This window comes from Rathayibacter sp. AY1D1, assembly GCF_002932635.1.
In the GTDB taxonomy this organism is placed as follows: Bacteria; Actinomycetota; Actinomycetes; order Actinomycetales; family Microbacteriaceae; genus Rathayibacter.
In genome coordinates this window covers 1-25696 of record NZ_PSVY01000012.1, presented here as the reverse complement: position 1 = coordinate 25696, position 25696 = coordinate 1, and the positions used below count along the sequence as shown (strand labels likewise).

Here is a 25696-nt window from a genome sequence, read left to right as displayed (position 1 = left end):
AGCAGGGGAGCATGGACCCTGGGTCCGTGCTCCCCGCATCCACCTCTCCCACGGAAGTAGACGAACAATGCGGTTCCGACGCACGACGGCCCTCCTGGTCGCCGCGAGCCTGACAGCGGGAGGGGCTGCGCTCGGCGCGGCACCCGCACAGGCCGCGGTGCCCAGCCCGGTCCTCTCCTACGACTTCTCCTCGTCCGCCGCCGTCGGCTCCGCCGTGGGCGCGGGCACGACCCTGACCGACTCCGCTGCCGGCCGCTCCGCCACCGTGCGCGGGACCGGAGCGACGACCGTCGCCGGTCCGCGCGGCGGCACCGACCGCGCACTCCGCCTCCCCGGCGGCGCCGCAGGCAGCTCCGCCGCCTACGCCGAGATCGCGCCGGGACTGACCACGGCGGCCACCACCGACGTGACCATGTCGGCCTGGCTGCGCTGGGAGGGGAACCAGAACTGCAGCTGGGCGTACGCGCTCGGGCAGTCGACCGAGCGGTACCTCTTCACCACGCCCCAGTGCGGAAGCAGCCTGATCGGTGCCGTGAAGAACGGCTCGGAGCAGCGCGCGGCCGACTCCGGTCCCGCCGCCACCGGCCGCTGGAGCCACGTCGCCGTGGTCCTGCGCAGCGGCGTCAGCGTCTCGACCTACGTCGACGGCCGGCTCGCCCAGACCACCCCGACCTCCGCGACCGGAGCGGCGACTGTCGGCACCTCCGCCTTCTCCGGCCTCCTCGGCAAGTCGTTCTACGGCCCCGACCCTCTCTTCGCCGGGGCGATGGACGACGTGCACGTCTACTCCTCCGCACTGACCCAGGACCAGGTGCGCGAGGACGCGGCTCCGGCCGCTGCCGCGATCGCTGCATCGGACGCCGCCGCGGCGACCATCGCCGTGACCGGACCCGTCACCAGCGACCTCTCCCTCCCGACCCGCGGCGCGGGCGGCTCCGTCCTCACCTGGGCGAGCAGCGACCCCGCGGTGATCGGCACCGACGGCTCCGTGCGCCGCCCGGCACCCGGCTCGGCGAACGCCACCGTGACCCTGACCCCGACCGCGACGTTCGCCGGATCCGCCGCCACCGGCACCGCGCGAACCGTCACCGTCGCCGCCGACACCGAGGCCGACGCCACGGCGCGCCTGCGCACCGCCCTCGTCGTCCCGCCGACCGTCGCCTCCGGAACCGCTCTTCCCACGGTCGCCGGCTACACCGTGTCGTGGAGCGCGGACGGTGCCGGCCTGTCCGGCAGCCGCCTCGTGAACGACTCGGCGACCGACCGGGCACTCGCGCTCACCGCCTCCGTGAAGGTCGGCGCCACCACGCTGACGAAGACCTTCCGCACCACCGTCCTCAGCGCCTCCACGGCGAAGACCGTGGTGTCGTACACCCGGACGCCGACCGGCGAGGACAAGGCGAACCAGGACACGATCGCCCGCGGCCTCCACCTGGCACTCGGCTCGTCCGTCGCCGACGCAGCACCGCTCTCGGGCAACTCGGGAGTCCTCTTCGCCGACGGGGTCTTCCTCGGAACCGACAAGGCCGACAACCGCGGCCTCGCGAACCCCTCGCTGTTCACCTTCGCCGACGGCACCGTCGGCGTGATCGCCACGCGCGTCCTGCAGTCGGGCGCGTCCGACGGCACCGGGGCCTCGAGCGCTCTGATCTTCAAGGCCACGGACGCCACCGCGTCCGACTTCACCGAGCTCGGCCTCATCGACCTCGGCACCACCGGCGGCGTCGTCGCGCCGAAGGCCGTCTTCGACACGGACCAGAACCGCTACCTCGTCTCCTGGACCGATTCCTCCGGGGCGGCGAAGTACACGACCGTCACTGACCTCGCCCGCACCGAGCTCCGCGCGCAGGCGTTCTGGCCGAAGGACGGCGGCCGTCGCAGCGTCGTCGTGACCGACGGGAACCGCGGTGCGGTCCTCGGAGGAAGCCCCGCCACCGTCGCCGCTCCCGACCTCTCCGGAGTCCCGGGCCGCGTCGCCGACGCTCTGCCGGGCGGCGCGCTGACGGTCTCCGGCTCCGTCGCCGACTCGCTCGTGAAGAAGTTCGGCCGCACGGTCAACACCGGATCCTCGGTCGCACCGCAGACGATCGATCAGGGCGACACCTCCGCCCTGTCCGGAGTGAAGGCGCAGCTCTCCTACAACGACGGCTCGACCGGCAGCCTCGGCATCGACTGGAACCAGCAGCAGCTCGCCGACCTCGCCGCGAAGGGCCCGGGAACGTACGACCTCTCCGGGACCGTCCGCCAGCGGCAGTACAACGAGCCGTTCGCCTACAACCGCGCGGATCCGACGATCTACCGCTACGAGCGCAACGGGAAGACGCAGTACCTCTTCACCGCCACGGACGACACGAACAACAACAACGTCGCCTCGCAGCACCTGCCGATCCGGGTCGCCGACAGCATCGACCAGCTCAGCGACGACAACGGCGGACGAGCCCGTGAGGTGGACCTCCTCAACCGCACCACGCGGATGGACCGCACCGCCGAGGGCAAGGTGATCGCGGGCTGCTACTGGGCCCCCGAGATCCACGAGATCGGCGGCAAGCTCTCCATCCTGTTCGCCCCGTGCTTCAACCCGGACAACGACCAGTCGAACCAGAACGGTCAGTGGTTCACGGTGCAGGCGCACATCATGCAGCTGCGCGACGGCGGAGACCCCGCGAACCCCTCCGACTGGAGCGCGCCGCGCGCCGTCGTGAAGAGCGACGGGAGCGCCCTCGGACGCCCCGGCACGGGACGCAACATCAGCCTCGACATGACCTACTTCGAGTCCGGTGGAACTGCGTACTACGCCTGGTCCCAGCGCTACGTCGACAACGGAGTGAGCGACCCGGCGACCTGGATCGCCAAGGTCGATCCCGCGAACCCCACCCGCGTCATCGGCGAGCCGACCCCGATCATCGTGCCCTCGCTGACGTTCGAGGACCACCTGTCCGAGGGAGCGTTCGCGATCCAGCGCGACGGGAGGATCACGCTCGTCTACTCCAGCAGCGGCGTCAGCCCGAAGTACATCGTGGGCGGCGCCTGGGCGAAGGAGGGCAGTGACCTGACCGACATCGCGAGCTGGACCAAGTACGACGCCCCGCTCCTGCAGAGCGTTCCCATGCCCGACGGCGTCCTCGACTACCGCACCTACGAGCAGGGTCCCGGCCACGGAGCCGTCACCCAGGACGAGGACGGCAACGACGTGTACGTCTACCACACCTGGGGCAACGGAGTCGGGGGTGACGGCCGCGACACCCGTCTCGCCCGCATCCACTACGCCGCCGACGGCCGGCCGGTCTTCGATCTGACGCCGACGGAGGAGGTCGCACCCGCGAACCGGACTGTGACCGCGAAGGTCACCGTCACGTCGCCGCTGACCGTGACCGCCACGGCGTCGACCCGCTGCGTCAGCGGGAAGGTCGTCCTGACCACTGTGGTCAAGAACGACAGCCGCTCGATCATGGACATCACGACCGTCACCGCCTTCGGCTCGAAGACCGTGACCGGAGTCGCTCCGGGATCGTCCGCGTCGAGCGCCGTCACCACCCGAGCGGTCTCGATCCCCGCGGGGTCGGTGGCCGCGACAGGAAAGGCCGTCGTCGACGGGAAGACCATCAGCACGCAGACGAGCGTCGACTACTCGGCACGCAGCTGCCGTTGAGAAGGCGGGGGAGCGGGCGCCACGATCGCCCGCTCCTCCGCTGTCCCGCCCCGACCGGCACTGCGCCCGACCTGCAGCGCCGCCACCTCTGGAGGACGACCGACGAGATGCACCACAGAGTGAGAACCAGGACCGTCCCGACCACCGGGCTCGTGCTGACGAAGGTCGTGCAGTCGCACCCCCTCACCGAGGAGAAGGACGACGGAGCGGCCGGGAGCGCAGCTGCCGTCGGAGGACACGACCTCCTGCTGATCAACGGCAACGCCCTCCCTCTCTCCTGAGCCCCCCTGCGCCGTACGGACGGGTCCTCGACCCTGATCGCCCGACGATCCCGCCGCGGCGGCATCACCACCGGCTGCGGACCGGGGCGGCGATCGGGCCGTATCCTGCTGTCCGGACCGATCGCTGATGTGCGAACCTCTCCTGAGCGGACTCCCGGATGCGGGCCGACCGTGACCGGTCCGGCCCGTTCCTCTCGTTGCAGCAGGAGACCGCCGTTCCCCAGGAGATACCCGTGATGCGCCTCGATCGATTCCTCGTGTCCCTGGCACGCTCTGCGCGGTGCACGAACCGCTGCGGAGCCTGCGGGCTCGACTGCAGCATCGACGTCTTCATCCTGATCGCGCTCGCGACCGGAGAGAACCGCGACGAGACCCGCCTGCGAGCAGTCCTCGACCTCCGCTCCGGCGACCGTGTCGAGGTCCTCGAGGTGCGCAAGCGGCTCCTCCGGCTCTCCCGCCGGGGCCTGGTGCTCCTGGAGAGAGGCAGGAGGACCGCACTGCAGCGCATCGAGCGCTTCTCGATCACGCGCGACGGCCGGGCCTTCCTGGCGTCCCACGCGAGAGCGCTGGACCTCCTCGCCGAGGAGATCCACGTCGCGCTGCTGTCCCGCTGACGAGCGGAGTGCCTGTGCGGGCGCACGCGGGACGTCTCCTGGTCGGCCGTCGTCGGACCGGTCGTGTCGGTGACGCTCCGCGTGGCGCGACTTCGACATGGACGTCGCCTCCGGCTGCGTCCTGAGCGCTCCGGGGCAGCACGAGGCGTCGCCGACCATCCTGGGCGCCGCGTTCGCGACCGTGCTGCCGTGGCGCGACGCGATGGCGGCGCTCCTCGAGGAGGCCGTCCCTGCTGCATCCTCAGCAGTGCGAGGCCGGCCTGGGGCTCGCCTCGACCCAGGAGCCGGGTCCGGGGACAGGCCTGTCCTGATCCTCGACCGCAGAAGGAAGAGTCTCGGTCCCGGTCGAGCTCCTCCGACCGGGATCCGCCTCGCGCCGGAAAGTGCCCTTCGTGCATCACCCCGTGCTGGAGAGCTGGATGATCTCGGAGATCACCGCGGCTCGAGTGTCGTCCGGTATCCGATCGCCTCCGAGGGAGTGGTGTGACCACAGGCCGTCAGCGGCAAGACAGGCGATGAACTGGCGGAGAGCGATCGGATCGGTCGCGGTCTCCTCTGCGGAGGGCGTCCACCTTCGGCGCACCTCCGCTACCGGCGCTCGGAGAGCGGTGTCGCTGCCCGTGGCCTGGAGGAGTCCGATCTGCATGTGCGTCGACGGCGTCAGGGCGACGGTGACGTAGGCACTCACGCGCTCCGTCAAGGTGGCCTCGTCCGCCGTCTTCCCCGCGACGTCGATCAGCTGGGCTTCCCAGCCGGCCGCGACGTGCTCCTGGAGAGCATGGGCGAGATCGGCTCGATCGCGGAAGTGGTACATCATTCCGCCGCGTGTCAGCCCAGCCTCTTCGGCAGTCGCTTCGAGCGTGACGCGGACAGATCCTTCCCGCGCCGCGGCGCGTACCGTGGCGTCGAGGATCCGAGTCCGGTTGTTGGGTCGCGTCGCGCGAGGAGACGTCCGAGGAGAGGGCAGGACCTCCTCACCGCTGGGTGGGTTCGATTCCATGTCGTGATCGATTCCGCCGCTCCCTCGGTCCGAGTGAGCGGCTAGGGACGGCGGGTGCTGACGCGGCCCGGAGGGTGTCGACGCGGCCGCACGAGCGGGTGCGACAGCGTCGGCCGCCAGTCTGCCATCCTCTCCTGCCGACGTCGGAAGGTGAGGCCCGACCCCCTCGGTGTCGAACTGTCCTGACGACGGCGCTGGTGCCTCTTCGTCAACCTGGTCTTCGTCGCCTTCGGCCTCGTCGGCGGGGCTCTCGTGCTCCGCGAGAGCAAGGCGGAAGGAGACAACCGCTACGACGTCTGGGGAACCGTCACGGTGACCCTGGGACTGGGCGCGATCGTCTACGGGTTCACGCGGGCTGAGCACGGATGGGGCGCGATCGACACCGTCGCCTTCCTCGCACTCGGCATCGTCCTGCTGACCGTCTTCGTGCTCATCGAACGCAAGGTCGACCAGCCGTTGCTGCCCCTGCGCGTCATCCTGCGTCGTGTGCGAGGCGGCGCGATCCTGATCCAGGCCGCCAATGGCGCCGTGATGATCGGGGCCATCCTCTATCTCGCGTTCTACTTCCAGATCGTGCTCGGAATGGGACCGCTGATGGCAGGGCTCGCGAACCTCGCCATGACCGTCGCGATCATGGCGTTCTCGCCCGTCACCACGAAGATCCTCAACACGTTCGGCCCCCGACCCCTGATGATCGTCGGGCCGCTCGTCTCGGCAGCAGGGCTCTTCCTGCTCCTCGGCATCACCCCGGACGGAAACTACTTCCTCCAGGTCCTGCCCGCCCTGGTCGTGCTCGGAATCGGACTCTCCATGCTCTTCGTGCCCGTCCAGAACCTCGCCCTTCTCGGGGTCGAGAACGAGGACGCCGGAGTGGCCTCCGCCGTCGTCAACTCCGTCTTCCACATCGGCGGGTCCATCGGTCTCGCGGTGTTCACCGTGTTCTACGCGAGCACCGCGGACTCCGCCATCGCGTCCGGAACGGCCGAGCTCACCGCATTCACCGACGGCTACAAGGCCGTGTTCCTGGCCGCAGCAGTGACCATGGTCGCGGCCTCTCTCACCGGATTCCTCCTCACCCGAGGGAAGAAGGAAGACCTGAACCCCGCCTGGGACGAGGCGGAGGCCGCCCTCGTCCACTGAGACGATGCCGAAGGGGCGGGCCGGTTCGTGCAGCAGCGGCAGACCGGCTCGCCTCTTCCCGTCCGACTCACGACACCCCGTACGTCGCCGACCGACGACCTCCCCTCGATGGGGAGTCGTTCGTGGATCGCAACGGTCCGGTCGTCCGACGCGGCCGCGTCATCCGGTGGGTCCTCTCCCGCGATGCCGGCTGCACCGCCGAGATCATCGAGGGTCGCGACCCGGTCGCCCGGCACATCACCGCAGACCGGAACGACGACGCCCGGCCGCCCTCAGGTGAGAGGCGGCCGGGCGTCGTCGGTCGGAGGACCCGGTCAGGTCAGCCGCAGCGGAGCGCCGGGTAGGCGGCGCTCACGGGAGCGGAGGCGCTGCCGACGGTGGCGACCCCCTGGACGGTGCCGGCGGCGACCGAGGCGGCCCGCGTGGTCACGGCCAGCGAGGCGGTCCGGCCCGCATCGATCTGCTGCGTCTTCGCGCCCCACAGGGTGTTCCAGCGGAGGTCGGCGGTCGACGCGGCCTTGTTGACAGTGGTCAGCGTGACCACCACCTTGCCCGCGACGCAGCGAGCCGCTGCAGTGGCGGTGACGGGCACAGCCGGCGCCTTCACGGTGATCGTCGCCGTGACGGTGCGGTTGGCCGAGGCCACCTCCTGCTCCTTCGAGAGCGAGAGGTCGAGCCGGCCGCTCGCGCGGATGTTCACGCCCTTGAACCAGGTGTTGCGGTCCGAGTCGAACAGGCCGCCCGCGTTCTGCGGGTCGGTCGCCGTGTGCGGGTCCGGGTAGGGGCGGGCGTGGTAGGCGAGGAGCAGGTTGCCCGACTCGTCCTCGACGAACGAGTTGTGCCCGGTGCCGGCCTGCTGGCGCGAGAAGTACTGCGTCTCGTCCGCGCCGAGGCGGCCCAGGTAGGTGTCCTCGGTGTCCAGCACGGGGAACGCGGTCTGCGTCCACGTCGCGGGGTTGAGGAGGTCGGCACTCGCGTCGGCCGTGAGCAGGCCGAGCGAGTAGTACTTGTCGACCGTTCCGCCCGAGTAGGTGAGGTACATGCGTCCTCCCTTGGACACGATGAACGGCGCCTCGACGACGCCCTGGTCGTTGCCCTCGGTGGTGTCGGACGGGGTCGGCGAGCGCTTGCCCGACTCCCACGGCTGGCTCTCGCCGTAGATGCGGGTGACCGCACCGGTCACCAGCGGGACGGTGCCCTTGGGCCCCATCGTCGCCTTGGCGAGGGAGAGCGTGTTGCCGTTGGGCAGGACCCAGTAGCCCTGGGTGGCGCCGTTCTCCTGGCGGTCGATGTAGCTGACGTCGAAGGCCGCGCCCTCGAGGACGACCGGCTCGCCCCACTTCGTCTGGTCGAGGAATCCGCCCTCGGCGATCGAGGCGTCGGTCCCGGTGTAGGGGATCAGGACGGTGTTGTCGCACCAGCCGCCCACAGGCGCGTAGCCCTTGTTCATGCCGGCGACGATCCACCAGGTGCCGTTGATCTTGTGGAACTCCTGCGCCCAGATGTATCCGCCCCAGCCGTAGAAGGTGTTCGGGTACTGGCTCTGGCGACCGGGCGTGCCGGCGTCGGGGTCGATCACGATCTGCTCGGGAGCGGAGTCGAGACCGGCGATGGTCTTCGAGCGCTTGAGGCCGATCTTGCGGTAGCTGGAGCTCTCCTCGATCGGGCCGAGCGAGTCCTGACCGTAGTGCGAGCCCGTGAGGTAGTAGTAGCCGTCGTCCTCGTTGAAGAAGACGTGCGGATCCGCGCGGGCCTCGTTGACCATCGCCTCGGGGTCCTGCTGGACGGAGCCGGTGACCCGGTAGGTCCCGGGACGCGAGGTGTCGACGGCGGTGGTCAGATCGTCCTGCCAGTCGACGTTGAGCGACTTGGTCGAGCCGTCGTTGTACTCCATCACGGCCTGCCCCGGGAGCGCTGCGGCGATCGCAGCGGATCCGGCGCCGGAGTCGACGGAGCCGCTGAGCGACTTCACACCGGTGTTCTTCAGGTCGACGTACTCGCGGTAGAACGTGCTGAACTCGGTCGAGGTCAGCGCCGTCTCGCCGGCCTGGCCCTGGGTGAACCCGGCGGGGAGACCCGAGCCCTGGACACCGGGGACGCGGGCGTCGGCGCGGGTGGTCGCTCCGGGAGCGGTGCCGGAGGCGAGGTCCGTGAACAGCGTCACGCGGCCCTCGGTGGTGAGCAGATCGGTCCAGAACAGCTTGTAGACGCCGAGGGCGGAGTCGAAGACGATCCGCGGGTCGGTCACGACCGAGCCCGGCGCGACCCGGAGGACGCGCTGGTCGCGGAACGTGCGGCCGTCGGCGGAGCTCCAGAGGTAGACGGAGTCCGTGGCGTTGTTCTGCGACGAGACCGCGCCGAGCGAGCCGTCCTTCGAGCGGAACAGCAGCGGCGAGCCCATCTGGGCGTTCGGGCGCTGCGCCTGATCGCCGTCCTTGAGGACGGAGAGGATCGACTGCGAGCGGTTCAGCGGCTCCCAGGTGGTCGCGCCGGCGGGCAGTGCGGCCGTGAAGAGCGAGTCCGCGCGACGGTCGTCGTTGTACGCCAGCGGGTCGTCCTTCACTCCGTTCGTCGTGGTGACGGTCTTGACGGAGGTGGCGATGCGCCCGCCGGGCACGGCGAGGGTGCTGTCCCACGCGTAGGTCTGCCCGGCGACGGCTGCCTGGAGGCGGACGGCGACGGGAGCGGTGAGGCCCGAGAGGTTCACGGCGCCGGTGGAGGAGACGCGCGCGGCGCCGGCGCCGGAGGCGGTCCACGTCACGGTGTTCCCGAGGACCTGCGCGGGCAGGTCGCCGAGCACGGTCGTGGGGACGTCGAGTGCGGCGCGCAGGTCGGTCGCCACGGTGCTGCTCGTCGCGCCCAGCTCGGCCCCGGTCAGGGCGCGGTCGTAGACGCGCAGATTGTCGAGGAGTCCGGTGAAGTACTCCCCGCCGCCCCAGTTGGCCTTGCCGATCTGCAGGACTCCGCCGGTCGATCCGAGGACCGTCGCGAGCGAGGGGCCGGCCGTCGTGACGGCGACGGGCTTCGCGTCGACGTAGAGGCGGGCGGTGCCGGCGCTCAGCACGAGATCGACGTGCTTCCACTCCGTGCTGCTCGGGCCGGTGAGGTTGCCCGAGGAGTCGCGGGCGCCGCTGTTGGCGTACCGCTCGACGGTGATGCCGTTCGTCCTGTCGAGGACGCCGACGTACTTCTCCTGGGCGTAGTCCTGGGTCGCGGCCGAGCGAGCGGCGAAGACCGACCAGCCGACGTTGTCCGCGGCGGCGGGCTTGGAGTCGTACGACAGAGTGACGGAGTCGCGACCCTTCAGCAGCGGCTGCCCGTCGGTCGCAGTGAGGTCGAGCCAGAACGAGGACGACAGCGAGACGGCGCTGCCCTGCCCGGTGCGGCCGGCGACGAGGGTCGGCGTGCCCTTCACGGCGGCGCGGGTCGACCTGTCGGTGAAGGCGCCTCCGCTCGGGGCGGTGTCGAAGGTGAAGTCCGCGAGCAGGCTCTGCGCGGGAGTGGTCGCCGCTGTCGCGGCGACGGCGACCGGCACGGCGGCGCCGGCGGCGAGGGCGATCGTCGCGGATGCGGCGAGGGTGGCGGCGAGCAGGCGCGAGGGCCTGCCTCCGCCCGGGGGTCGTGACGTCATCGTCGACGTGTCCTCTCGGGTTCTGCAGCGAACCGGTGGGCGGACGGGGGATCCCGCCTGCGGTGTGGTCTTCGCACGGTACCGGCGATTGTTCACGGTAACAAGGGAGCACGACCGACAGTTGCGAAATTCCCACACCCGTCGGTCGGCCCTTTCATGCAGAAAGCCGTAGCGGGCGGACCGACAGCTCCGCGCCCGCCCCCGCCCCCGCCCCGCCCGGTCAGTGCCCGCGCGCGATCCACTCCTCGCGGTGCGGCGCCTCCGCTCCGATCGTCGTCGAGTCGCCGTGGCCGGTCCGGACCACCGTCGCGGCGGGCAGCGTCAGCAGGCGCTCCGTGATCGAGTCGATGATCGTCGGGAAGTCGCTGTACGAGCGGCCGGTGGCCCCCGGCCCGCCCTGGAAGAGCGTGTCGCCGGTGAACACCGTGCCGAGCGCCTCGGCGACGAAGCAGACGGCGCCGGGGGTGTGGCCCGGGGTGTGCCGCACCTCGAGCTCGACGCCGGCGACGGGCACGATCCGCCCGTCGACCAGGGCGCCGCTCGGGGCCGTACCGGGGTGCACGGCGTCCCACAGCATCCGGTCGGCCTCGTGGAGCAGCACCGGGGCGCCGGTCGCAGCGCGGACTCCCTCGACCGCGTCGAGGTGGTCGTCGTGCCCGTGGGTCAGCAGCACGGCGAGGAGTCGGCGCTCGCCGACGGCCGCGAGGATCGCGTCCGCGTCGTGGGCGGCGTCGATGACGACGCACTCGGAGTCGTCGCCGACGATCCAGACGTTGTTGTCGACGGCCCAGGTGCCGCCGTCGAGGCTGAAGGTGCCGCTCGTGACGAGCTGCTCGATCCGCGCGCCCATCAGAGCACCACCACCGAGCGGAGCACGTCGCCGCCGGCCATCGTGGCGAAGGCCTCCTCGATGTCCTCGATCCCGATCCGCTCGCTCACGAACTCGTCCAGGGGCAGGCGGCCCTGGAGGTAGAGGCCGGTCAGCATCGGGAAGTCCCTCTCCGGCAGGCAGTCGCCGTACCAGCTCGACTTCAGCGAGCCGCCGCGGCCGAAGACGTCGAGCAGGGGGATCTCGAGCGTCATCTCAGGAGTCGGCACCCCGACCAGCACCACGGTCCCGGCGAGGTCGCGGGCGTAGAACGCCTGGCGCCAGGTCTCGGGGCGGCCCACGGCGTCGATGACGACGTCCGCTCCGAAGCCGTTCGTCAGGGCCTGCACGGCGGCGACGACGCCCGCCTCGTCGAGGCCGCTGGAGTCGATGACGTGCGTGGCGCCGAGCTTCTCGGCCGCGACCAGCTTCTTGGGGTCCCGGTCGATCGCGATGACCGTGCCGGCGCCCGCGAGAGCGGCGCCGACCACGGCGGCCGTGCCGACTCCTCCGCAGCCGATGACCGCGACGGAGTCGCCGCGCGTCACGTTCCCGGTGTTCATCGCCGCGCCGAGGCCGGCCATGATCCCGCAGCCGAGCAGGCCCACCGCGGCGGGGTCCGCCTCCGGATCGACCTTCGTGCACTGCTTCGCGTGCACGAGGGTCTTCTCGGCGAAGGCGCCGATCCCGAGGGCGGGGCTGAGCTCGGTGCCGTCCTCCAGGGTCATCCGCTGAGTCGCGTTGAAGGTGTCGAAGCAGTACCAGGGCTCGGCCCGGGTGCAGGCCCGGCACTCGCCGCAGACCGCGCGCCAGTTGAGGACCACGAAGTCGCCGACCGCGACATGGGTGACTCCCTCTCCGATCGCGCTGACCCGTCCGGCCGCCTCGTGACCGAGGAGGAAGGGGAAGTCGTCGCTGATCCCGCCCTCGCGGTAGTGGAAGTCGGTGTGGCAGACACCGCAGGTCTCGATGTCGACCACGGCCTCGCCCGGGCCCGGATCGGGGACGACGATGTCGACGAGCTCCACGGGAGCGCCCTTCGACCGGGCGATGACGCCGCGCACAGTGGTGGGCATGGGGGCTCCTTCGACGGGGGCGTGCAGGTCCGCTCCACAGTAACGACCGCGGGAGGCGGGTGCGCCGGGTGGACGCGGGCGCTCCCGCCCACTCCGGGGCCGGGCCGCCCGCCTCGCGGACCGCGACCCTGACAGTCGGTAGGGTGCGGGCCATGCGCACTCTGTACCCCGAGATCGAGCCCCACGACTCCGGCATGCTCGACGTCGGCGACGGCCACTCGCTCTACTGGGAGGTCTCGGGCAACCCCGAGGGCAAGCCCGTCGTGTTCCTGCACGGCGGCCCCGGAGCCGGCACCTCGCCCGCCCACCGGCGGCTGTTCGACCCCGAGAAGTACCGCATCGTGCTGTTCGACCAGCGGATGTGCGGCCGCTCCACCCCGCACGCCGGCGAGCCGGAGGCCGACCTCTCGACCAACACCACCTGGTACCTGGTCGCCGACATCGAGCGCCTCCGCGAGCACCTCGGCGTCGAGCGCTGGCTCGTGCTCGGCGGCTCCTGGGGCTCGACCCTCGCCCTCGCCTACGCCGAGACCCACCCCGAGCGGGTCAGCGAGATCGTCCTCCGCGGGATCTTCACCCTCCGGCGCGCCGAGCTCGAGTGGTTCTACGAGGGCGGCGCCGCCGCGGTCTACCCGGACCTCTGGGAGGGCTACACCTCCGTCGTCCCGGCCGGCGAGCGGGGCAGCCTCATCGAGGCGTACTACCGCCTGCTCCACGACGCGGACCCCGCCGTGCACGGCCCCGCCGGCGTCGCCTGGACCACCTGGGAGGCGTCGACCATCACCCTCGTGCAGAAGCCGGAGCTGATCGCGGACTGGTCCGATCCCGTCTTCGCGCTCGCCTTCGCCCGCATCGAGAACCACTTCTTCGTGCACAGGGGCTGGTTGGAGGAGGGGCAGCTGATCCGCGACGCCGGCGTCCTCCGCGACATCCCGGCCGTCATCGTGCAGGGCCGCTACGACATGTGCACCCCGGCCTTCACGGCCTGGGACCTGCACCGGGCCTGGCCCGAGGCCGACTTCCGGATGATCGCCGACGCGGGCCACGCCTTCGACGAGCCGGGGATCCTCGACGCGCTGATCGAGGCGACGGACCGCTTCGCGTCCTGACGGGCGGGGCGGTCCGCGCCTCGCGGCCGGGATGCCCGGGCGCCCTTGCCTGAGCGTCCCGCGCCCGGTGCCGTCGTGTCCCGGGAGCGGGTCTACCCTGATCAGATGCGCGCGGACGACGCCTCCGGGATGGAGGACTGGCCCACCGGCCGGCTGCTCTCCACCGCCTCCCGGATGGTCGAGCACGCCTGGCACGGCGCCCTCGCCGAGATCGGCCTCACCCACGCCGGCCTGATCGTGCTGCACCTCCTGCAGGCGGGTCCCGTCGCGCAGAAGGAGCTGGCCGCCGCGGCCCACGTCGAGGTGCAGACCATGTCGCGCACCATCGAGCGCCTCGAGCGCGAGGGCCACGTCTCGCGCACCACGGATCCGTCGGACCGCCGCCGGCAGCTCGTCGCGCTCACCGACGTGGGCAGCGAGGCCTGGCGCCGGGCGCACCGCCTCGAGGTCGACATGTTCCCGGGCTCGCTCGAGCACGGCCCCCTGCGCGAGGCGCTGCTCGAGATCATCCGCTCGGCCAGCGAGTCGCGCTGGGGCTGACCGCAAGCCCGAGCGGAGCCCGTCCGCGGAGCGCTAGCTTCGTCGGCATGACCTTCAACGACGACTCCCAGCTCAGCGGCGGCAAGGTCCGCCGTCGCGGCCGCACCACCGGCATCGCCGTCGGCGGGGGCGCGGTGGGCGTGGTCGTGCTCGCGCTGCTCTCGCAGCTGCTCGGCGTGAACCTCTCGGGCCTCGGCGAGGTGTTCGGCGGAGGCGGGTCCTCGCCGGAGGGCGTCACCTCCACCGCGGTGGCCTGCGACAGCGGCGCCGACGCGAACACGCAGGTCGACTGCCGCCTCGAGGGTGCGGCGGAGTCGCTCGACCGCTACTGGGGCGAGCAGACGCCGACACTCGGAGTCGCCTACACGACCCCGACCGGCGTCGACCTGTTCGAGGACAGCACCACCACCGGCTGCGGGAGCGCGACCGCCGCGGTCGGCCCGTTCTACTGCCCGCCGGACCGGACGATCTACCTCGACACCGACTTCTTCGACGAGCTGCGCACCCGGTTCGACACCTCGGGCGGATCGCTCGCGCAGATGTACATCCTCGCCCACGAGTGGGGCCACCACATCCAGAACCTGACCGGCGCGATGGAGTCGGCGGACCGCTCCGGCACCGGCCCCGAGTCGGACTCGGTGCGCCTCGAGCTGCAGGCCGACTGCTTCGCCGGAGCCTGGGTGGGCGACGCCTCGACGGTGCCCGACGAGACCGGCACGCCCTACCTCAAGCCGGTGACGGCGCAGGAGTACCAGGACGCGCTCGGCGCCGCGGCCGCCGTCGGCGACGACCGCATCCAGGAGCAGGCCACCGGCACCGTCGATCCGGAGGGATGGACGCACGGCTCGGCCGAGCAGCGGCAGCGCTGGTTCCAGGCCGGCTTCGAGGGCGACGCCACCAGCTGCGACACCTTCGCGGCCGCGCAGCTCTGACCGGGCGCCGCTGAGGGCTCCTCGCCGCTCCCTAGGGACCCGCGCGGGTCAGGACACGGAGTCGGCCGGCTCCTCCATGTACCACTCGGTGAACGAGCGCGCCCGCCCGTCGGGGGCGAAGCGGATGACCCAGAGGTTCAGGTAGGTGCGGTCGCCCGGATAGACGGTGCGCGCCTCCACCACGGCGGTCTCCTCCGTCAGCGCGACCAGGCCCCACGCGAACGTCGGGCCGGCGGGCTCCTCCTCCGCCAGCCACCACTCGACGATCGCGTCGCGCGGAGTGATCGCGTCGCGGTGCGGCGCCGTGAAGTACTCGGCGTCCTCGGTGAACAGTGCGGCCACGTCTGCCGCGTCGTCCGTGGCCCAGGCCTTCTCGTAGCCGGCGATCCAGCTCTCGATGTCGATCATCCGCCCATCCTCGTCCTGCCCGACGCGCGCGGGAAGGAGGAGGAGGGAACAAAGCGGCGGCCCGAGCTGTTGAGCCCCGAGCCGGTCGAAAGCAGAGCCGAGCGATACGATCCCGCCGACGACGGCCCGCCCGCCGCCGCGGTCCGGGTGCGCGTCCGCCGCCGACACGAAGGACCGCCGTGACCGACTCCGACAGACGCTCCCTGACCCGCTCGCCGGACCCGCGCCTCATCACCGCCGTCCTCGCCTTCGCGGGCATGAGCGCCTCCTTCATGCAGACGCTGGTCGTCCCGATCCAGTCCGAGCTGCCGACGCTGCTCGGCGCCGACCGCACCGAGACCGCGTGGGTGATCACCGCGACGCTGCTGAGCGCCTGCATCCTCACCCCGGTCTCGGGCCGCCTCGGCGACCTCTACGGCAAGCGGCGGATGGCCGTGGCCGCGCTGGTCGTGCTCGTGATCGGCTCGATCGTGTGCGCCTTCGCGGGGGACGTGTGGACGCTGGTCGTGGGCCGGGCCCTCCAGGGCGCGGTGATGGGCGTCATCCCGCTCGGCATCTCGATCCTCCGCGACACACTCCACCGCGACCGGCTCCCCGGCGCGATCGCCCTGGTCAGCGCGACCCTCGGCATCGGCGGCGCGCTCGGCCTGCCGCTCAGCGCCCTCATCGCGCAGAACACCGACTGGCACGTCCTGTTCTGGATGTCCGCGGGCCTCGGTGTCCTCGACATCGTCCTCGTCCTCCTGGTCGTGCCGGTGTCGACGCTGCGCTCGCCGGGCACCTTCGACGTGGTCGGCACGATCGGCCTCGCCCTCGGACTGAGCGGCGTGCTGATCGCCGTCTCGCGCGGCAACGACTCCGGCTGGACCAGTCCCGCGATCCTGGGCTCCGGCCTCGGCGGCATCGCCGTCCTGCTCCTCTGGGGCTGGTACGAGCTGCGGCAGGAGAGCCCGCTCGTCGACCTCCGGGTGGCCGCCCGCCCCGCCGTCCTCTTCACCAACCTCGCCTCGGTGGCGGTCGGCTTCGCGTTCTTCGGCGCCCAGATCACGCTGCCGCAGCGCCTCGAGCTGCCGACCGCGTCCGGCGTCGGCTTCGGCCTGAGCCTGATCGTGGCGAGCCTCGTGCTCGCGCCCTCGGGCCTGGCGATGATGGCGACGTCCCCGCTCGCCGCCCGCCTCTCGGCGCAGTCCGGGCCGCGGCTCGTGCTGATCGCCGGCTCCGGGCTGATCGCGGTCTCGTACCTGCTGATCCTCCCGTTCGGCGGCGAGGTGTGGCAGATCCTGGTGATCAACGCCCTCATCGGCGTCGGCCTGGGCCTCGCCTACGCCGCGATGCCGACGCTCATCATGCACGCCGTCCCCGCCTCGGAGACCGCCGCCGCGAACGGGCTGAACTCGCTGATGCGCACCCTCGGCACGACGCTCTCCTCCGCCGTGACCGCGGGCGTGCTCGCGCAGCTGACCGTGTCCGTCGGCGACGTGCAGCTGCCGAGCTCGCAGGGCTTCGAGACCACGTTCGTGATCGGCGCGATCGGAGCGCTGGTCGCCGTCGCCGTCGGCCTGCTCATCCCGCGGGCGCCCCGCCCTGAGGCGCGACCCGCTCTGCCCTGACCGGCCCGCGCGTCGTCGGCCGCGAGTGCTCCTCGCCGAGGAGACCTGGTCGCGGCCGGCGACGCGCGGCCCGCTACTCGTCCTCGAGCAGCATCCGCTCGATCTGCAGCTCGCGCAGCCGCGTCGAGGCCTGCAGGTTCTCGCGCGCGGCGAGCACCAGGCGGCACAGCAGCACCAGCAGCACGATCGCGAGCACCGCGACCGCCGTCACGACGACTCCGTACAGCGCGGTCAGGACTCCCCAGGTCTGGATCATCCCTCGACGCTACGGAGCCGCACCCGCCCTCGCGTCCCCCGCCCGACGGAGTGCGCGGGGCGAGGCGAGCGGCCCGTGCAGGGGCAGCGGACGCGCAGAGCCCTGCCCGCAGGGGCTCAGCCCGCGAACGCCCCGCGGTACGCCCGCGCCGGGTGCGTCGCCGGCAGCTCGTCCGTCCCGAACAGCTTGCGGCGCAGCGTCCCCTCGGCGTACTCGGTCTGCGCGAGGCCCCGCTCCTGCAGCACCGGCATCACCCGGTCGACGAACTCCTCGTAGCTGCCGGGCAGGATCCAGTTGACGACGTTGATCCCGTCGATCCCCGCGTCGCGCCAGCCCGCCAGGTGGTCGGCGATCTGCTCCGGAGTGCCGACGACCCGTCCGCGCAGCTTCGCCGAGAGCCGGGCCAGGTCGCGGACGGTCGGCTCGCGGTCGGGGGAGGCGTCGCGGATCCACTGCAGGTGGCTCTGGCCGGCGTAGGTCTCGATCGCCGAGAGCGGCAGGTCGGGGTCGAGCTTCTCGCCCGTCGTCGGGTCGAAGCCGAGGTTCGAGTGCACGAGGAAGGCGTCGGAGGAGAGGTACTCGTCGATCTCGCGCTCAGCGCGGCGCGCCTCCTCCTCCGTGTCGCCGGTGATGAAGGAGAGCCCCAGGTAGAAGGAGGGCGCACCCGCGCCGCGACCGGCCGCCGCGGCGAGGGCCCGCGTGTCCTCGATCAGCTCGCGGGTCTTCTCCGGCGACCCCGAGAACACGAACTGCGCCTCCGCGTTCCGCGCGGCGAAGCGCCGGCCCGCGGGGGAGGAGCCGGCCTGGAAGAGCACGGGGGTGCGCTGCGGCGACGGAGCCGAGAGGTGCGGCCCCTGCACGCGGTAGCGCTTCCCGACGTGGTCGATGCGGTGGATGCGCGCCGGGTCGGCGAAGGAGCCGCTCTTGTCGCGCAGGAGCGCGCCGTCGTCCCACGAGCCCTCCCACAGCTTGTAGACCACGTCGAGGTACTCCTGCGCCCAGGCGTAGCGCTCGTCGTGCTCCTCGAGCCGGTCGTAGCCGAAGTTGCGGGCCGCGCCGTCGAGGGCGCTGGTGACGATGTTCCAGGCGATCCGCCCCTTCGAGAGGTGGTCGAGGGTCGAGACCTTCCGGGCGAAGTCGAACGGATGCGACTGCAGCACCGAGCTCGTGAACGCGAAGCCGAGGTGCTCGGTGCTCACCGCCAGGGCCGAGAGCAGCACCGACGGGTCGTTGCTGGGCAGCTGCAGCCCCTCGCGGGCGTTGACGTCCCAGTCGCCGTCCGCCGGACCGTAGAGCCCCGCCACGTCGGCGAAGAACATCGCGTCGAAGCGGCCGCGCTCCAGCGTCCGGGCGAGGTCGATCCAGAGCTGCACGTCGTCGAACTCGTGCTGCCGGGCGTCGGGGTGGCGCCAGAGGCCGTGCTGGATGTGGGAGGCGGTGTTCATGACGAACGCGCAGAAGCGCAGCGGGCGGGGCTCGGTGATCACGCTCCCAGGCTAGGCCGGGCGCCTCCCACCGGTCTCGAACGACTCCGCGCGTAGGGTGTCCGACTGTGGAATCCCGCATCCCCGAACCCGCGCACGCCGTCCCTCCGCTGACGGACGCCGTCGCCGAAGCGCTCGACGCGACCACTGTCGCCGAGATCCGCGCCCTGCGCGACGACTTCGCGCGCTTCATGCTCCAGTACAAGTTCGGGATGGACGAGATCGTCACGAAGGTGTCGATCCTGCAGGAGGAGTTCCGCGAGCTGCAGGAGTACAACCCGATCGAGCACGTCACGAGCCGGCTCAAGTCGGCCGACAGCCTGATCGAGAAGATCGAGCGCAAGGGCTGCGAGACGACCTTCGACGGCATCGCCGACGCGATCACCGACATCGCCGGCGTGCGGATCACCTGCAGCTTCGTCTCGGACGTCTACCGCGTCTTCGACCTGCTCACCTCGCAGTCCGACGTGACGGTGCTCGAGGTGAAGGACTACATCGCCGAGCCGAAGGAGAACGGCTACAAGAGCCTGCACGCGATCGTCGAGGTGCCCGTGTTCCTCTCCGGCGGATCGGTCGACGTCTGCGTCGAGGTGCAGTTCCGGACCATCGCGATGGACTTCTGGGCGAGCCTGGAGCACAAGATCTACTACAAGTACGACCGCCAGGTCCCGCAGGAGCTCCTCGACGGCCTCGCCGACGCGGCCCGCACCGCCGCCACCCTCGACGCCGACATGGAGCGCCTCCACCGCCAGGTCCGCGGCCCGCTGCCCGGGGCGCGCACCTACGACGTCTGACGCGCCGCCCCACGCCCCCGATCGGGCCGCCCAGACTCCTGCCGATCGAGCAGCCCGCGCAACGGGCGTCTCGAGATCCCCCTACGGAGTCAGCAGCGGCAGCAGCGCCAGCAGCAGCACCGCGGAGCCGTTCAGCGTCGCGTGCGAGACGATCGCCGCTCCGAGCCGCCCGGTGATCGTCGCGATCCAGCCGTGCACGAGTCCCGCGGTGACCGTGGTCACGCCGAGCGTCACGATCGTCGCCGGGTTCACCATCTGGTGCCCGTGCAGCAGGGCGAAGACCGCCGTGGACGCCAGGATGCTGAACGCCATCGCCCAGACGCGGCGGCCGCGGGTGGGCGCCGACTCCGCGGAGCCCCGGAGCATCCGGTTCCGCACCGCGCGCATCACGACGCCGCGGCAGAGGACCTCCTCGACCAGCGGCGCGACGACGACGGGGATGAGGACCGAGCTCAGCACGAACCACAGCGGATCGGGGTCGATGTCGAGGTTCCCCTGCGCGTCCTGGAGGAGCGGAGCGAACGCGGCGAGCACGAACAGGATCACGACGCGCACCGCGATGCCGAGCCCGATCCCGATGGGCACGTCGATCCAGCGGAACCGCAGCCCGAAGTCGGCCGCCATCGTGCCCAGCCCGCGCAGCCGAGACGCCGCGAACGGGACGATCAGCGCGACGAGGTAGCTCGCGAGCGCCCCCGCGAAGGCGAGTCCGGCGGAGTAGGGGAGCACGCCGAACCCGAACAGCAGGATGAGCACGGCCAGCGGCAGGACGATCCCGACGATCGTGAGCACGGCGGTCGGCAGGCCCCAGCGGACCCGAGGATCGGGCAGGTAGAGGAGGGAGGAGTAGGGCGCCTGGACCGAGGGGAGGGGCTCGGCCGACCACGAGGGCGCCGCAGCGGAGTCGGGCGCGAGCGTCGCGGGATCGGGCGGCGGGAAGGCGTCGGGTTGCATGGCCGGGCCAGCCTACGCAGACCGCCTGGACGGGATCCGGGCCGCAGTCACTGCTCGGCGCGGGCCGGAACGGGAGGGATGTGCGGCGGGTCGCGGCGGCGGGGACCTCCGGGTACGAAGAAACCCCCGCCATGTAGAAGCTAGGCGAGGGTTCCAGTGGCTCCGACGGGCGTCGATCCCGTGACCTCACGATTTTCAGTCGTGCGCTCTACCAACTGAGCTACAGAGCCGTTGCGACGTGATGTCGCTGGAGAGGTGATCTCCTGAAAAAGGCCCTTCCTCTCGGAAGGGCCTCTTTGCGACCCTGACGGGACTTGAACCCGCGACCTCCGCCGTGACAGGGCGGCACGCTAACCAACTGCGCTACAGGGCCTCGTTGCGAAGACAAGCATACTGCCTTCGAGGCTGTTCTATTTTCACGCCCCGACCCTCTCGAGCCGATGCACTTTCCGGTGGTGCTGGTACTTCTGGTGGTGCTGGTAGTACCGACCCATCCGTGACCCCAACGGGATTCGAACCCGTGCTGCCGCCGTGAAAGGGCGGTGTCCTAGGCCACTAAACGATGGGGCCGGAGACTCGCGGGGCGACCCTGCGGCCGACCCCCCATGACTACCGACACGCAAGCATAGGGGGCCGCGGCGCAGGATGCAAAATCGACGGTTCCGCAGGCGGCGTGCACCCCGTCCGGGGTTGACCCGGGTCTAGGAGATCGGGCAGGGCCGCGGTTAGGGTGGGGCGGAATCGCTCTTCCCCCCACCCGCCCGCCGGAGCCGCACCGCCGCGGAGGGAGGGCCCCCTATCCCCGAGGTCCCATGCCCCACTCCCTGCGCCGTCCGCGTTCCGCTCGCCTCCCCGGCGCGCCGCGACTCGGGCGACTCCGAGGTGCTGCCCTGGCCTCCGCCGTCGTCGCGCTCGTCGCCGGCCTGCTCGTCGCCACTCCCGCCCAGGCGGTCGAGTACCCGTCGTGGGCCGACGTCGAGGCGGCGAAGGGCGACACCGCCGCCGCGGCCGCTCAGGTCGACCGGATCACGTCCCTGATCGGCGACCTCCAGAGCGAGGTCGCCTCCGCCCAGCAGCTCGCGCAGCAGCGCGGCGACGAGCACTTCGCCGCTCAGCAGGCGTTCGACGAGGCCTCGGACCAGTCGAAGAAGCTCGAGGACCGGGCCGCCGCCAGCGCCGAGGAGGCCGACAAGGCCTCGCAGCAGGCGGGCCTGCTCGCCGCGCAGCTCTACCGCAGCACCGGCACCGACCTGTCCGTCAACATCTTCCTCGACCAGAAGGCCGGCCAGGCCGACCAGCTGCTGTCGAAGATCGGGAGCATGACCAAGCTGGTCGAGCGCTCCTCCGCGATCTACGAGCAGGCCAGCACCGCCCGGAACACCGCGTCGTCCCTCGCCGACCAGGCCGAGGTCGCGCAGACGGAGCGCGAGCGCCTCCGCGTCGCCGCCGAGCAGAAGCTGGCCGAGGCGACCGCCGCCCAGGAGGCGTCCGAGGCCGCGCTCGCCGAGCAGCAGGAGCAGAGCGTCGTGCTCGAGCAGCAGCTCGCCGCGCTCCGCGACACCGAGTCGAAGACCGTGGCCGAGTACGAGGCCGGCGTCGCCGCCCGCGAGGCCGAGCGCCTCCGGAAGCTCGCCGAGGAGGAGGCCGCCCGTCAGGCCGCCGCCCAGGCCGAGGCCGCGCGCCGCGAGGCCGCCCGGGCCGCAGCCGCGTCCAGCGGCGGAAGCGGTGGCGGCGGCGGGTACGTCGCCCCCTCGGGCGGCGGCGGCTCCAGCGCCGTCAGCGACTCCGGCTGGGTCCGTCCTGCCGGGGGCCGCATCACCGGCACCTTCGGCCCGCGCGACAGCATCTCGACCGGCGGAGGATCCTCCGGCTCGTACCACCGCGGCACCGACCTCGCGGGCGGCTGCGGCATCCCGATCTTCGCGGCGCACAGCGGCACCGTCTCCTACGCGGGCCCCAACGGCACCTACGGCAACTGGGTGCTGATCGACCACGGCAGCGGCATCAGCACCGGCTACGCCCACATCATGTCCGGCGGGATCTACGTCCGCGTCGGCCAGCAGGTCCAGGCGGGCGAGCAGATCGCCGCCGTCGGCTCGACCGGCGCGTCCACCGGCTGCCACCTGCACTTCGAGACCCGCGTCAACGGCTCCGCCGTCGACGCCCAACCTTTCATGGCCCAACGAGGAGTCACCCTTGGCTGACGCACAGACGACCGCACGCACCTTCACCCCGGCACCCCGGGAGCGCGCCTGGAAGGGCCGCCTCCCGCTCGTCATCTCCGCCGCCTTCGCGGTCACGGCGGTCACCGCGTCCCTCGGCATCACCCCGGCCCTCGCCGACGACGCGAAGTACCCCTCGTGGGACGACGTGCAGAACGCCAAGAAGGACGAGGCGAGCAAGCAGGCCGAGATCGACTCGATCACCGGCCTCATCGCGAGCCTGCAGACCGCGGTCGACGAGAAGTCGATCACCGCGATGAAGAAGGCCGAGGCCTGGCGCCAGGCCAAGGAGGCGCTCGACGCCGCAGCGAAGGCCGTCGCCGACCTCGAGGAGAAGGCGACCACCGCCTCCGCCAAGGCCCAGACCTCGAAGATGCGCGCCGGCCTGCTGGCCGCGCACCTCTCTCGCGCCGCCGGAAGCGACCTCTCCGCCAGCCTCGTCGCCAAGGGCAAGGACGCGGGCGACCTGCTCTACCAGCTCGGCGCGATGTCGCAGCTCTCGGAGCAGTCGCAGAAGGTCTACGCCGACGCCCTCGCCGACAAGCAGAACGCGGAGTCGCTCGGCGATCAGGCCGACCGCGCCGTCACCGAGCACCAGGCGCTCTCGGACGAGGCCGACGCCGCCCGCAAGGACGCCGACGCGGCCGCCGAGTCGGCCCGCGCGTCGCTCTCGGCGCAGGAGGAGAAGTCGCAGGAGCTGGTCGCCCAGCTCGCGCTGCTGAAGGACTCCTCGGTCGAGGCCGAGACCCAGTACCTCGCGGGCGAGCAGAAGCGCCAGGCCGACGAGGCCGCCGCTCAGGCGCAGGCCGAGGCGGAGGCCGCCGCTCAGGCGCAGTCCACCGCCCGCTCCGCCCAGCAGCAGTCCTCGGCGCAGGCCGACACCGCCGCCCCGTCGCGTCAGACCGCGTCCCTCCCGCAGCCCGCCGCGCCGCAGCCCGCGCAGCAGCAGCCCGCTCCTGCTCCGGCCCAGCCCGCTGCTCAGCCGGTCGCCCAGCCGGCGGCTCAGCCGCTCCCGCAGCCGGTGACCGCTCCGGTCCTGGTGCCGACCAGCGGCGCCGTCGAGAACGCGATCTCGTACGCGATGGCTCAGCTCGGCGAGGAGTACGTCCTCGGCGGCATGGGCCCGGACCAGTGGGACTGCTCGGGCCTCACCAAAGCCTCGTACGCGTCCTCGGGCATCTACATCGGCACCCACTCGGCGACGAACCAGTACAACACCATGGCCGGCGCCGGCAAGCTCGTCCCCTACAGCCAGCGCCAGCGCGGCGACCTGATCTTCTGGGGTGGCGGCGGGGACTACTACCACGTGGCCATCTACCTCGGGAACAACCAGATCATCGAGGCCGCCGACTACGGCAAGCCCGTGCGCATCTGGAACACCTGGGGCACGCCCGCCGGCATGGTCGGCCGCCCGGCCGCCTGAGCCGCGGCCGCACAGCACAACGAGAGAACCCCCTCCTGTCGAGACGACGGGAGGGGGTTCCTTCGTCGGTGCGAGGGGTCAGTGACCCTCTTCGGCCAGCTTCTTGATGCCGTCCTGGACGATCTGCTCCGCCTCGGCGGCGTCGCCCCACGCGTCGACCTTGACCCACTTGCCGGGCTCGAGGTCCTTGTAGCGCTCGAAGAAGTGCTTGATCTCGTTCTTCGTCTGCTCCGGGACGTCGCCGATGTCCTGGATGTGCTGCCAGCGCGGGTCCTTCGCGGGGACCACGATCACCTTCGCGTCGGAGCCGGCCTCGTCGCTCATGTTGAGCACGCCGACCGGGCGGACGGAGACGCCCACGCCTGGGAAGACGGGGTACTCGAGCAGCACCAGCGCGTCGACGGGGTCGCCGTCGAGGCCGAGGGTGTTCTCGAAGTACCCGTAGTCCGTCGGGTAGACGAAGGAGGTGAAGAGCACGCGGTCGAGGTAGACGCGACCGGTCTCGTGGTCGACCTCGTACTTGTTGCGGCTCCCCTTGGGGATCTCGACGACGACGTCGTATGCGGCCATGCTCTCTCCTTGAGTCGGTGGCGCCGTGAGCGGCGCATCGGCGGACGGATCGGCCTCCGGAACGCTCGCGCGGGTGCGCGCGCGGGAGGGGCGGATCGCTGGCATTACGTTACTTGATGTGCCCGATCGCCCCCGCCTGACCCCCGCCGTCGCCGATCTGCGGCGGGCGGTGCGCGAGAGCCTTGACGGGCTCGACCCCGGAGCGCTCGTGCTGGTCGCGCTGAGCGGGGGAGCGGACTCGCTCGCGCTCGCGGCGGCGGTCGCCTTCGAGGCCCCGCGGGGCGGGAGGCGGGCCGGCGCGGTGATCGTCGACCACGGGCTGCAGGAGGCGTCGGCGGAGGTCGCGCGGCGGGCCGCGGAGCAGGCGCACGGGCTGGGGCTCGCGCCGGTGCTGCGCGAGGTGGTGACGGTGTCCGCCGAGGGCGGTCCGGAGGCGGCCGCCCGCAGCGCGCGCTACCGCGCCTTCGACGACGCGCTGACCGCGACGGGCGCCGCCGCGATCCTCCTGGGCCACACCCTCGACGACCAGGCCGAGACGGTGCTGTTGGGCCTGGCACGAGGAGCCGGTGCGGCCTCGCTGCACGGGATGGCGCCGGTGAGCGGGCCGCTGCGTCGGCCGATTCTGGGCCTGCGCCGCGAGACGACCCGTCTCGCCTGCTCCGACCAGGGGCTCGTGCCGTGGGACGACCCGCACAACGACGACCCCCGCTACTCGCGGGTCCGGGTGCGGAACCGCGTGCTGCCCGTGCTGGAGGACGAGCTCGGGCCGGGAGTGGCGCAGGCCCTGGCGCGCACGGCCGAGCAGCTGCGGGAGGACGGGGACGCGCTCGACGCGCTCGCCCTCGACTGGGCGCTCGAGCTGGTGGGCCAGGACGAGGCGGGGCACGTCACGGTCGACGCGCGCGGGCTCGCCGCGGACCCGCCGGCGCTGCGGCAGCGGATCATCCGCCTGGTCGTGGCGAACGAGTTCGGAGTCGCGCTCTCGCGCTCGCAGACGCTGGCGGTCGCCGCGCTGGTCACCGACTGGCACGGCCAGAAGGGCGTCGACCTCCCCGGCGTCCTCGCCACCCGCCGCGGCACCACCCTCGTCTTCGCACCCGCGGCCCCCTGACCCGTTCCCGCGACCCCCGGTCCC

21 protein-coding genes and 3 tRNA genes are annotated in these 25696 nt (G+C 71.9%); 12 read left to right on the top strand and 12 right to left on the bottom strand.

Annotated features, from left to right (window positions below):
* Window positions 1–67: 67 nt before the first annotated feature.
* From C5C56_RS09725 to C5C56_RS09720, 3 genes are all read left to right on the top strand, one after another.
* Window positions 68–3649, top strand: coding sequence for a family 43 glycosylhydrolase (locus C5C56_RS09725; RefSeq protein ID WP_104319486.1), 3582 nt, complete (start codon window positions 68–70; stop codon window positions 3647–3649).
* A 119-nt stretch (window positions 3650–3768) separates the two neighbouring features.
* On the top strand, window positions 3769–3930 hold the full coding sequence (locus tag C5C56_RS17835; protein WP_181027229.1) for a hypothetical protein: 162 nt from the start codon (window positions 3769–3771) through the stop codon (window positions 3928–3930).
* A 233-nt stretch (window positions 3931–4163) separates the two neighbouring features.
* Window positions 4164–4544: a hypothetical protein gene (locus C5C56_RS09720; RefSeq protein ID WP_104249689.1), complete on the top strand. Its 381-nt coding sequence runs from the start codon at window positions 4164–4166 to the stop codon at window positions 4542–4544.
* Window positions 4545–4941: 397 nt separating this feature from the next.
* On the opposite strand, the gene C5C56_RS09715 is transcribed toward C5C56_RS09720, so the two are convergent.
* Entirely contained in the window at window positions 4942–5544 is a 603-nt protein-coding gene (locus C5C56_RS09715; protein ID WP_104269126.1) for a TetR/AcrR family transcriptional regulator, read from the bottom strand.
* A gap of 252 nt (window positions 5545–5796) precedes the next feature.
* Between C5C56_RS09715 and C5C56_RS09710 the strand changes: the two genes are divergently transcribed.
* Window positions 5797–6684, top strand: a complete 888-nt coding sequence (locus C5C56_RS09710) for an MFS transporter (RefSeq protein ID WP_374954275.1) — start codon at window positions 5797–5799, stop codon at window positions 6682–6684.
* A 319-nt stretch (window positions 6685–7003) separates the two neighbouring features.
* Here the strand turns inward: C5C56_RS09710 and C5C56_RS09705 are convergent, their stop codons facing one another.
* The 3 genes from C5C56_RS09705 to C5C56_RS09695 form a co-directional block, all read right to left on the bottom strand.
* Complete coding sequence (locus tag C5C56_RS09705) at window positions 7004–10315, bottom strand: family 43 glycosylhydrolase (protein WP_104261158.1); 3312 nt, start codon at window positions 10313–10315, stop codon at window positions 7004–7006.
* A gap of 220 nt (window positions 10316–10535) precedes the next feature.
* Entirely contained in the window at window positions 10536–11165 is a 630-nt protein-coding gene (locus tag C5C56_RS09700) for an MBL fold metallo-hydrolase (RefSeq protein ID WP_104319484.1), read from the bottom strand.
* A complete protein-coding gene (locus C5C56_RS09695) occupies window positions 11165–12259 on the bottom strand; it encodes an S-(hydroxymethyl)mycothiol dehydrogenase (protein ID WP_104226021.1) in 1095 nt (364 codons plus the stop codon). Before C5C56_RS09695 ends, C5C56_RS09700 begins: the two co-directional genes overlap by 1 nt.
* A 152-nt stretch (window positions 12260–12411) precedes the next feature.
* Here C5C56_RS09695 and pip point away from each other — a divergent pair, with 152 nt between their 5' ends.
* From pip to C5C56_RS09680, 3 genes are all read left to right on the top strand, one after another.
* The gene (pip, locus tag C5C56_RS09690) at window positions 12412–13368 is read left to right on the top strand and encodes a prolyl aminopeptidase (RefSeq protein WP_104224398.1); all 957 of its coding nucleotides are present in this window, start codon (window positions 12412–12414) and stop codon (window positions 13366–13368) included.
* A 105-nt stretch (window positions 13369–13473) separates the two neighbouring features.
* A complete protein-coding gene (locus C5C56_RS09685; RefSeq protein WP_104247849.1) occupies window positions 13474–13908 on the top strand; it encodes a MarR family winged helix-turn-helix transcriptional regulator in 435 nt (144 codons plus the stop codon).
* A 47-nt stretch (window positions 13909–13955) separates the two neighbouring features.
* Entirely contained in the window at window positions 13956–14840 is an 885-nt protein-coding gene (locus tag C5C56_RS09680) for a neutral zinc metallopeptidase (protein ID WP_104224400.1), read from the top strand.
* A gap of 48 nt (window positions 14841–14888) precedes the next feature.
* On the opposite strand, the gene C5C56_RS09675 is transcribed toward C5C56_RS09680, so the two are convergent.
* On the bottom strand, window positions 14889–15248 hold the full coding sequence (locus C5C56_RS09675; protein WP_104319483.1) for a hypothetical protein: 360 nt from the start codon (window positions 15246–15248) through the stop codon (window positions 14889–14891).
* 179 nt (window positions 15249–15427) lie between these two features.
* Between C5C56_RS09675 and C5C56_RS09670 the strand changes: the two genes are divergently transcribed.
* Complete coding sequence (locus C5C56_RS09670) at window positions 15428–16858, top strand: MFS transporter (RefSeq protein ID WP_258065648.1); 1431 nt, start codon at window positions 15428–15430, stop codon at window positions 16856–16858.
* A gap of 73 nt (window positions 16859–16931) precedes the next feature.
* Here C5C56_RS09670 and C5C56_RS09665 read toward each other — a convergent pair whose 3' ends face one another.
* Both C5C56_RS09665 and C5C56_RS09660 read right to left on the bottom strand, forming a co-directional pair.
* Window positions 16932–17114, bottom strand: a complete 183-nt coding sequence (locus tag C5C56_RS09665; RefSeq protein WP_104224402.1) for a hypothetical protein — start codon at window positions 17112–17114, stop codon at window positions 16932–16934.
* Between the two features lie 116 nt (window positions 17115–17230).
* Complete coding sequence (locus C5C56_RS09660) at window positions 17231–18559, bottom strand: NtaA/DmoA family FMN-dependent monooxygenase (protein WP_374954276.1); 1329 nt, start codon at window positions 18557–18559, stop codon at window positions 17231–17233.
* 230 nt (window positions 18560–18789) lie between these two features.
* On the opposite strand from C5C56_RS09660, the gene C5C56_RS09655 reads away from it, so the two are divergent.
* Entirely contained in the window at window positions 18790–19392 is a 603-nt protein-coding gene (locus tag C5C56_RS09655; protein ID WP_104224409.1) for a GTP pyrophosphokinase family protein, read from the top strand.
* 81 nt (window positions 19393–19473) lie between these two features.
* Here C5C56_RS09655 and C5C56_RS09650 read toward each other — a convergent pair whose 3' ends face one another.
* The 4 genes from C5C56_RS09650 to C5C56_RS09635 form a co-directional block, all read right to left on the bottom strand.
* Window positions 19474–20346, bottom strand: a complete 873-nt coding sequence (locus C5C56_RS09650; RefSeq protein WP_104319482.1) for a CPBP family intramembrane glutamic endopeptidase — start codon at window positions 20344–20346, stop codon at window positions 19474–19476.
* 157 nt (window positions 20347–20503) lie between these two features.
* Window positions 20504–20576: transfer RNA gene (locus tag C5C56_RS09645), tRNA-Phe, on the bottom strand.
* A 69-nt stretch (window positions 20577–20645) separates the two neighbouring features.
* Window positions 20646–20719 (bottom strand) — tRNA-Asp (locus C5C56_RS09640).
* 124 nt (window positions 20720–20843) lie between these two features.
* Window positions 20844–20916 (bottom strand) — tRNA-Glu (locus C5C56_RS09635).
* Window positions 20917–21158: 242 nt separating this feature from the next.
* Here C5C56_RS09635 and C5C56_RS09630 point away from each other — a divergent pair.
* Together C5C56_RS09630 and C5C56_RS09625 are read left to right on the top strand one after the other, a co-directional pair.
* Window positions 21159–22550 carry a peptidoglycan DD-metalloendopeptidase family protein gene (locus C5C56_RS09630; protein WP_104226018.1) on the top strand — a complete coding sequence of 464 codons (1392 nt, stop codon included), beginning with the start codon at window positions 21159–21161 and terminating at the stop codon, window positions 22548–22550.
* On the top strand, window positions 22543–23991 hold the full coding sequence (locus C5C56_RS09625) for an NlpC/P60 family protein (protein ID WP_258065647.1): 1449 nt from the start codon (window positions 22543–22545) through the stop codon (window positions 23989–23991). Before C5C56_RS09630 ends, C5C56_RS09625 begins: the two co-directional genes overlap by 8 nt.
* Window positions 23992–24069: 78 nt before the next feature.
* Here the strand turns inward: C5C56_RS09625 and ppa are convergent, their stop codons facing one another.
* Complete coding sequence (gene ppa, locus C5C56_RS09620) at window positions 24070–24561, bottom strand: inorganic diphosphatase (protein ID WP_068255683.1); 492 nt, start codon at window positions 24559–24561, stop codon at window positions 24070–24072.
* 118 nt (window positions 24562–24679) lie between these two features.
* Between ppa and tilS the strand changes: the two genes are divergently transcribed.
* Entirely contained in the window at window positions 24680–25672 is a 993-nt protein-coding gene (gene tilS, locus C5C56_RS09615) for a tRNA lysidine(34) synthetase TilS (RefSeq protein WP_104272967.1), read from the top strand.
* Window positions 25673–25696: the final 24 nt, after the last annotated feature.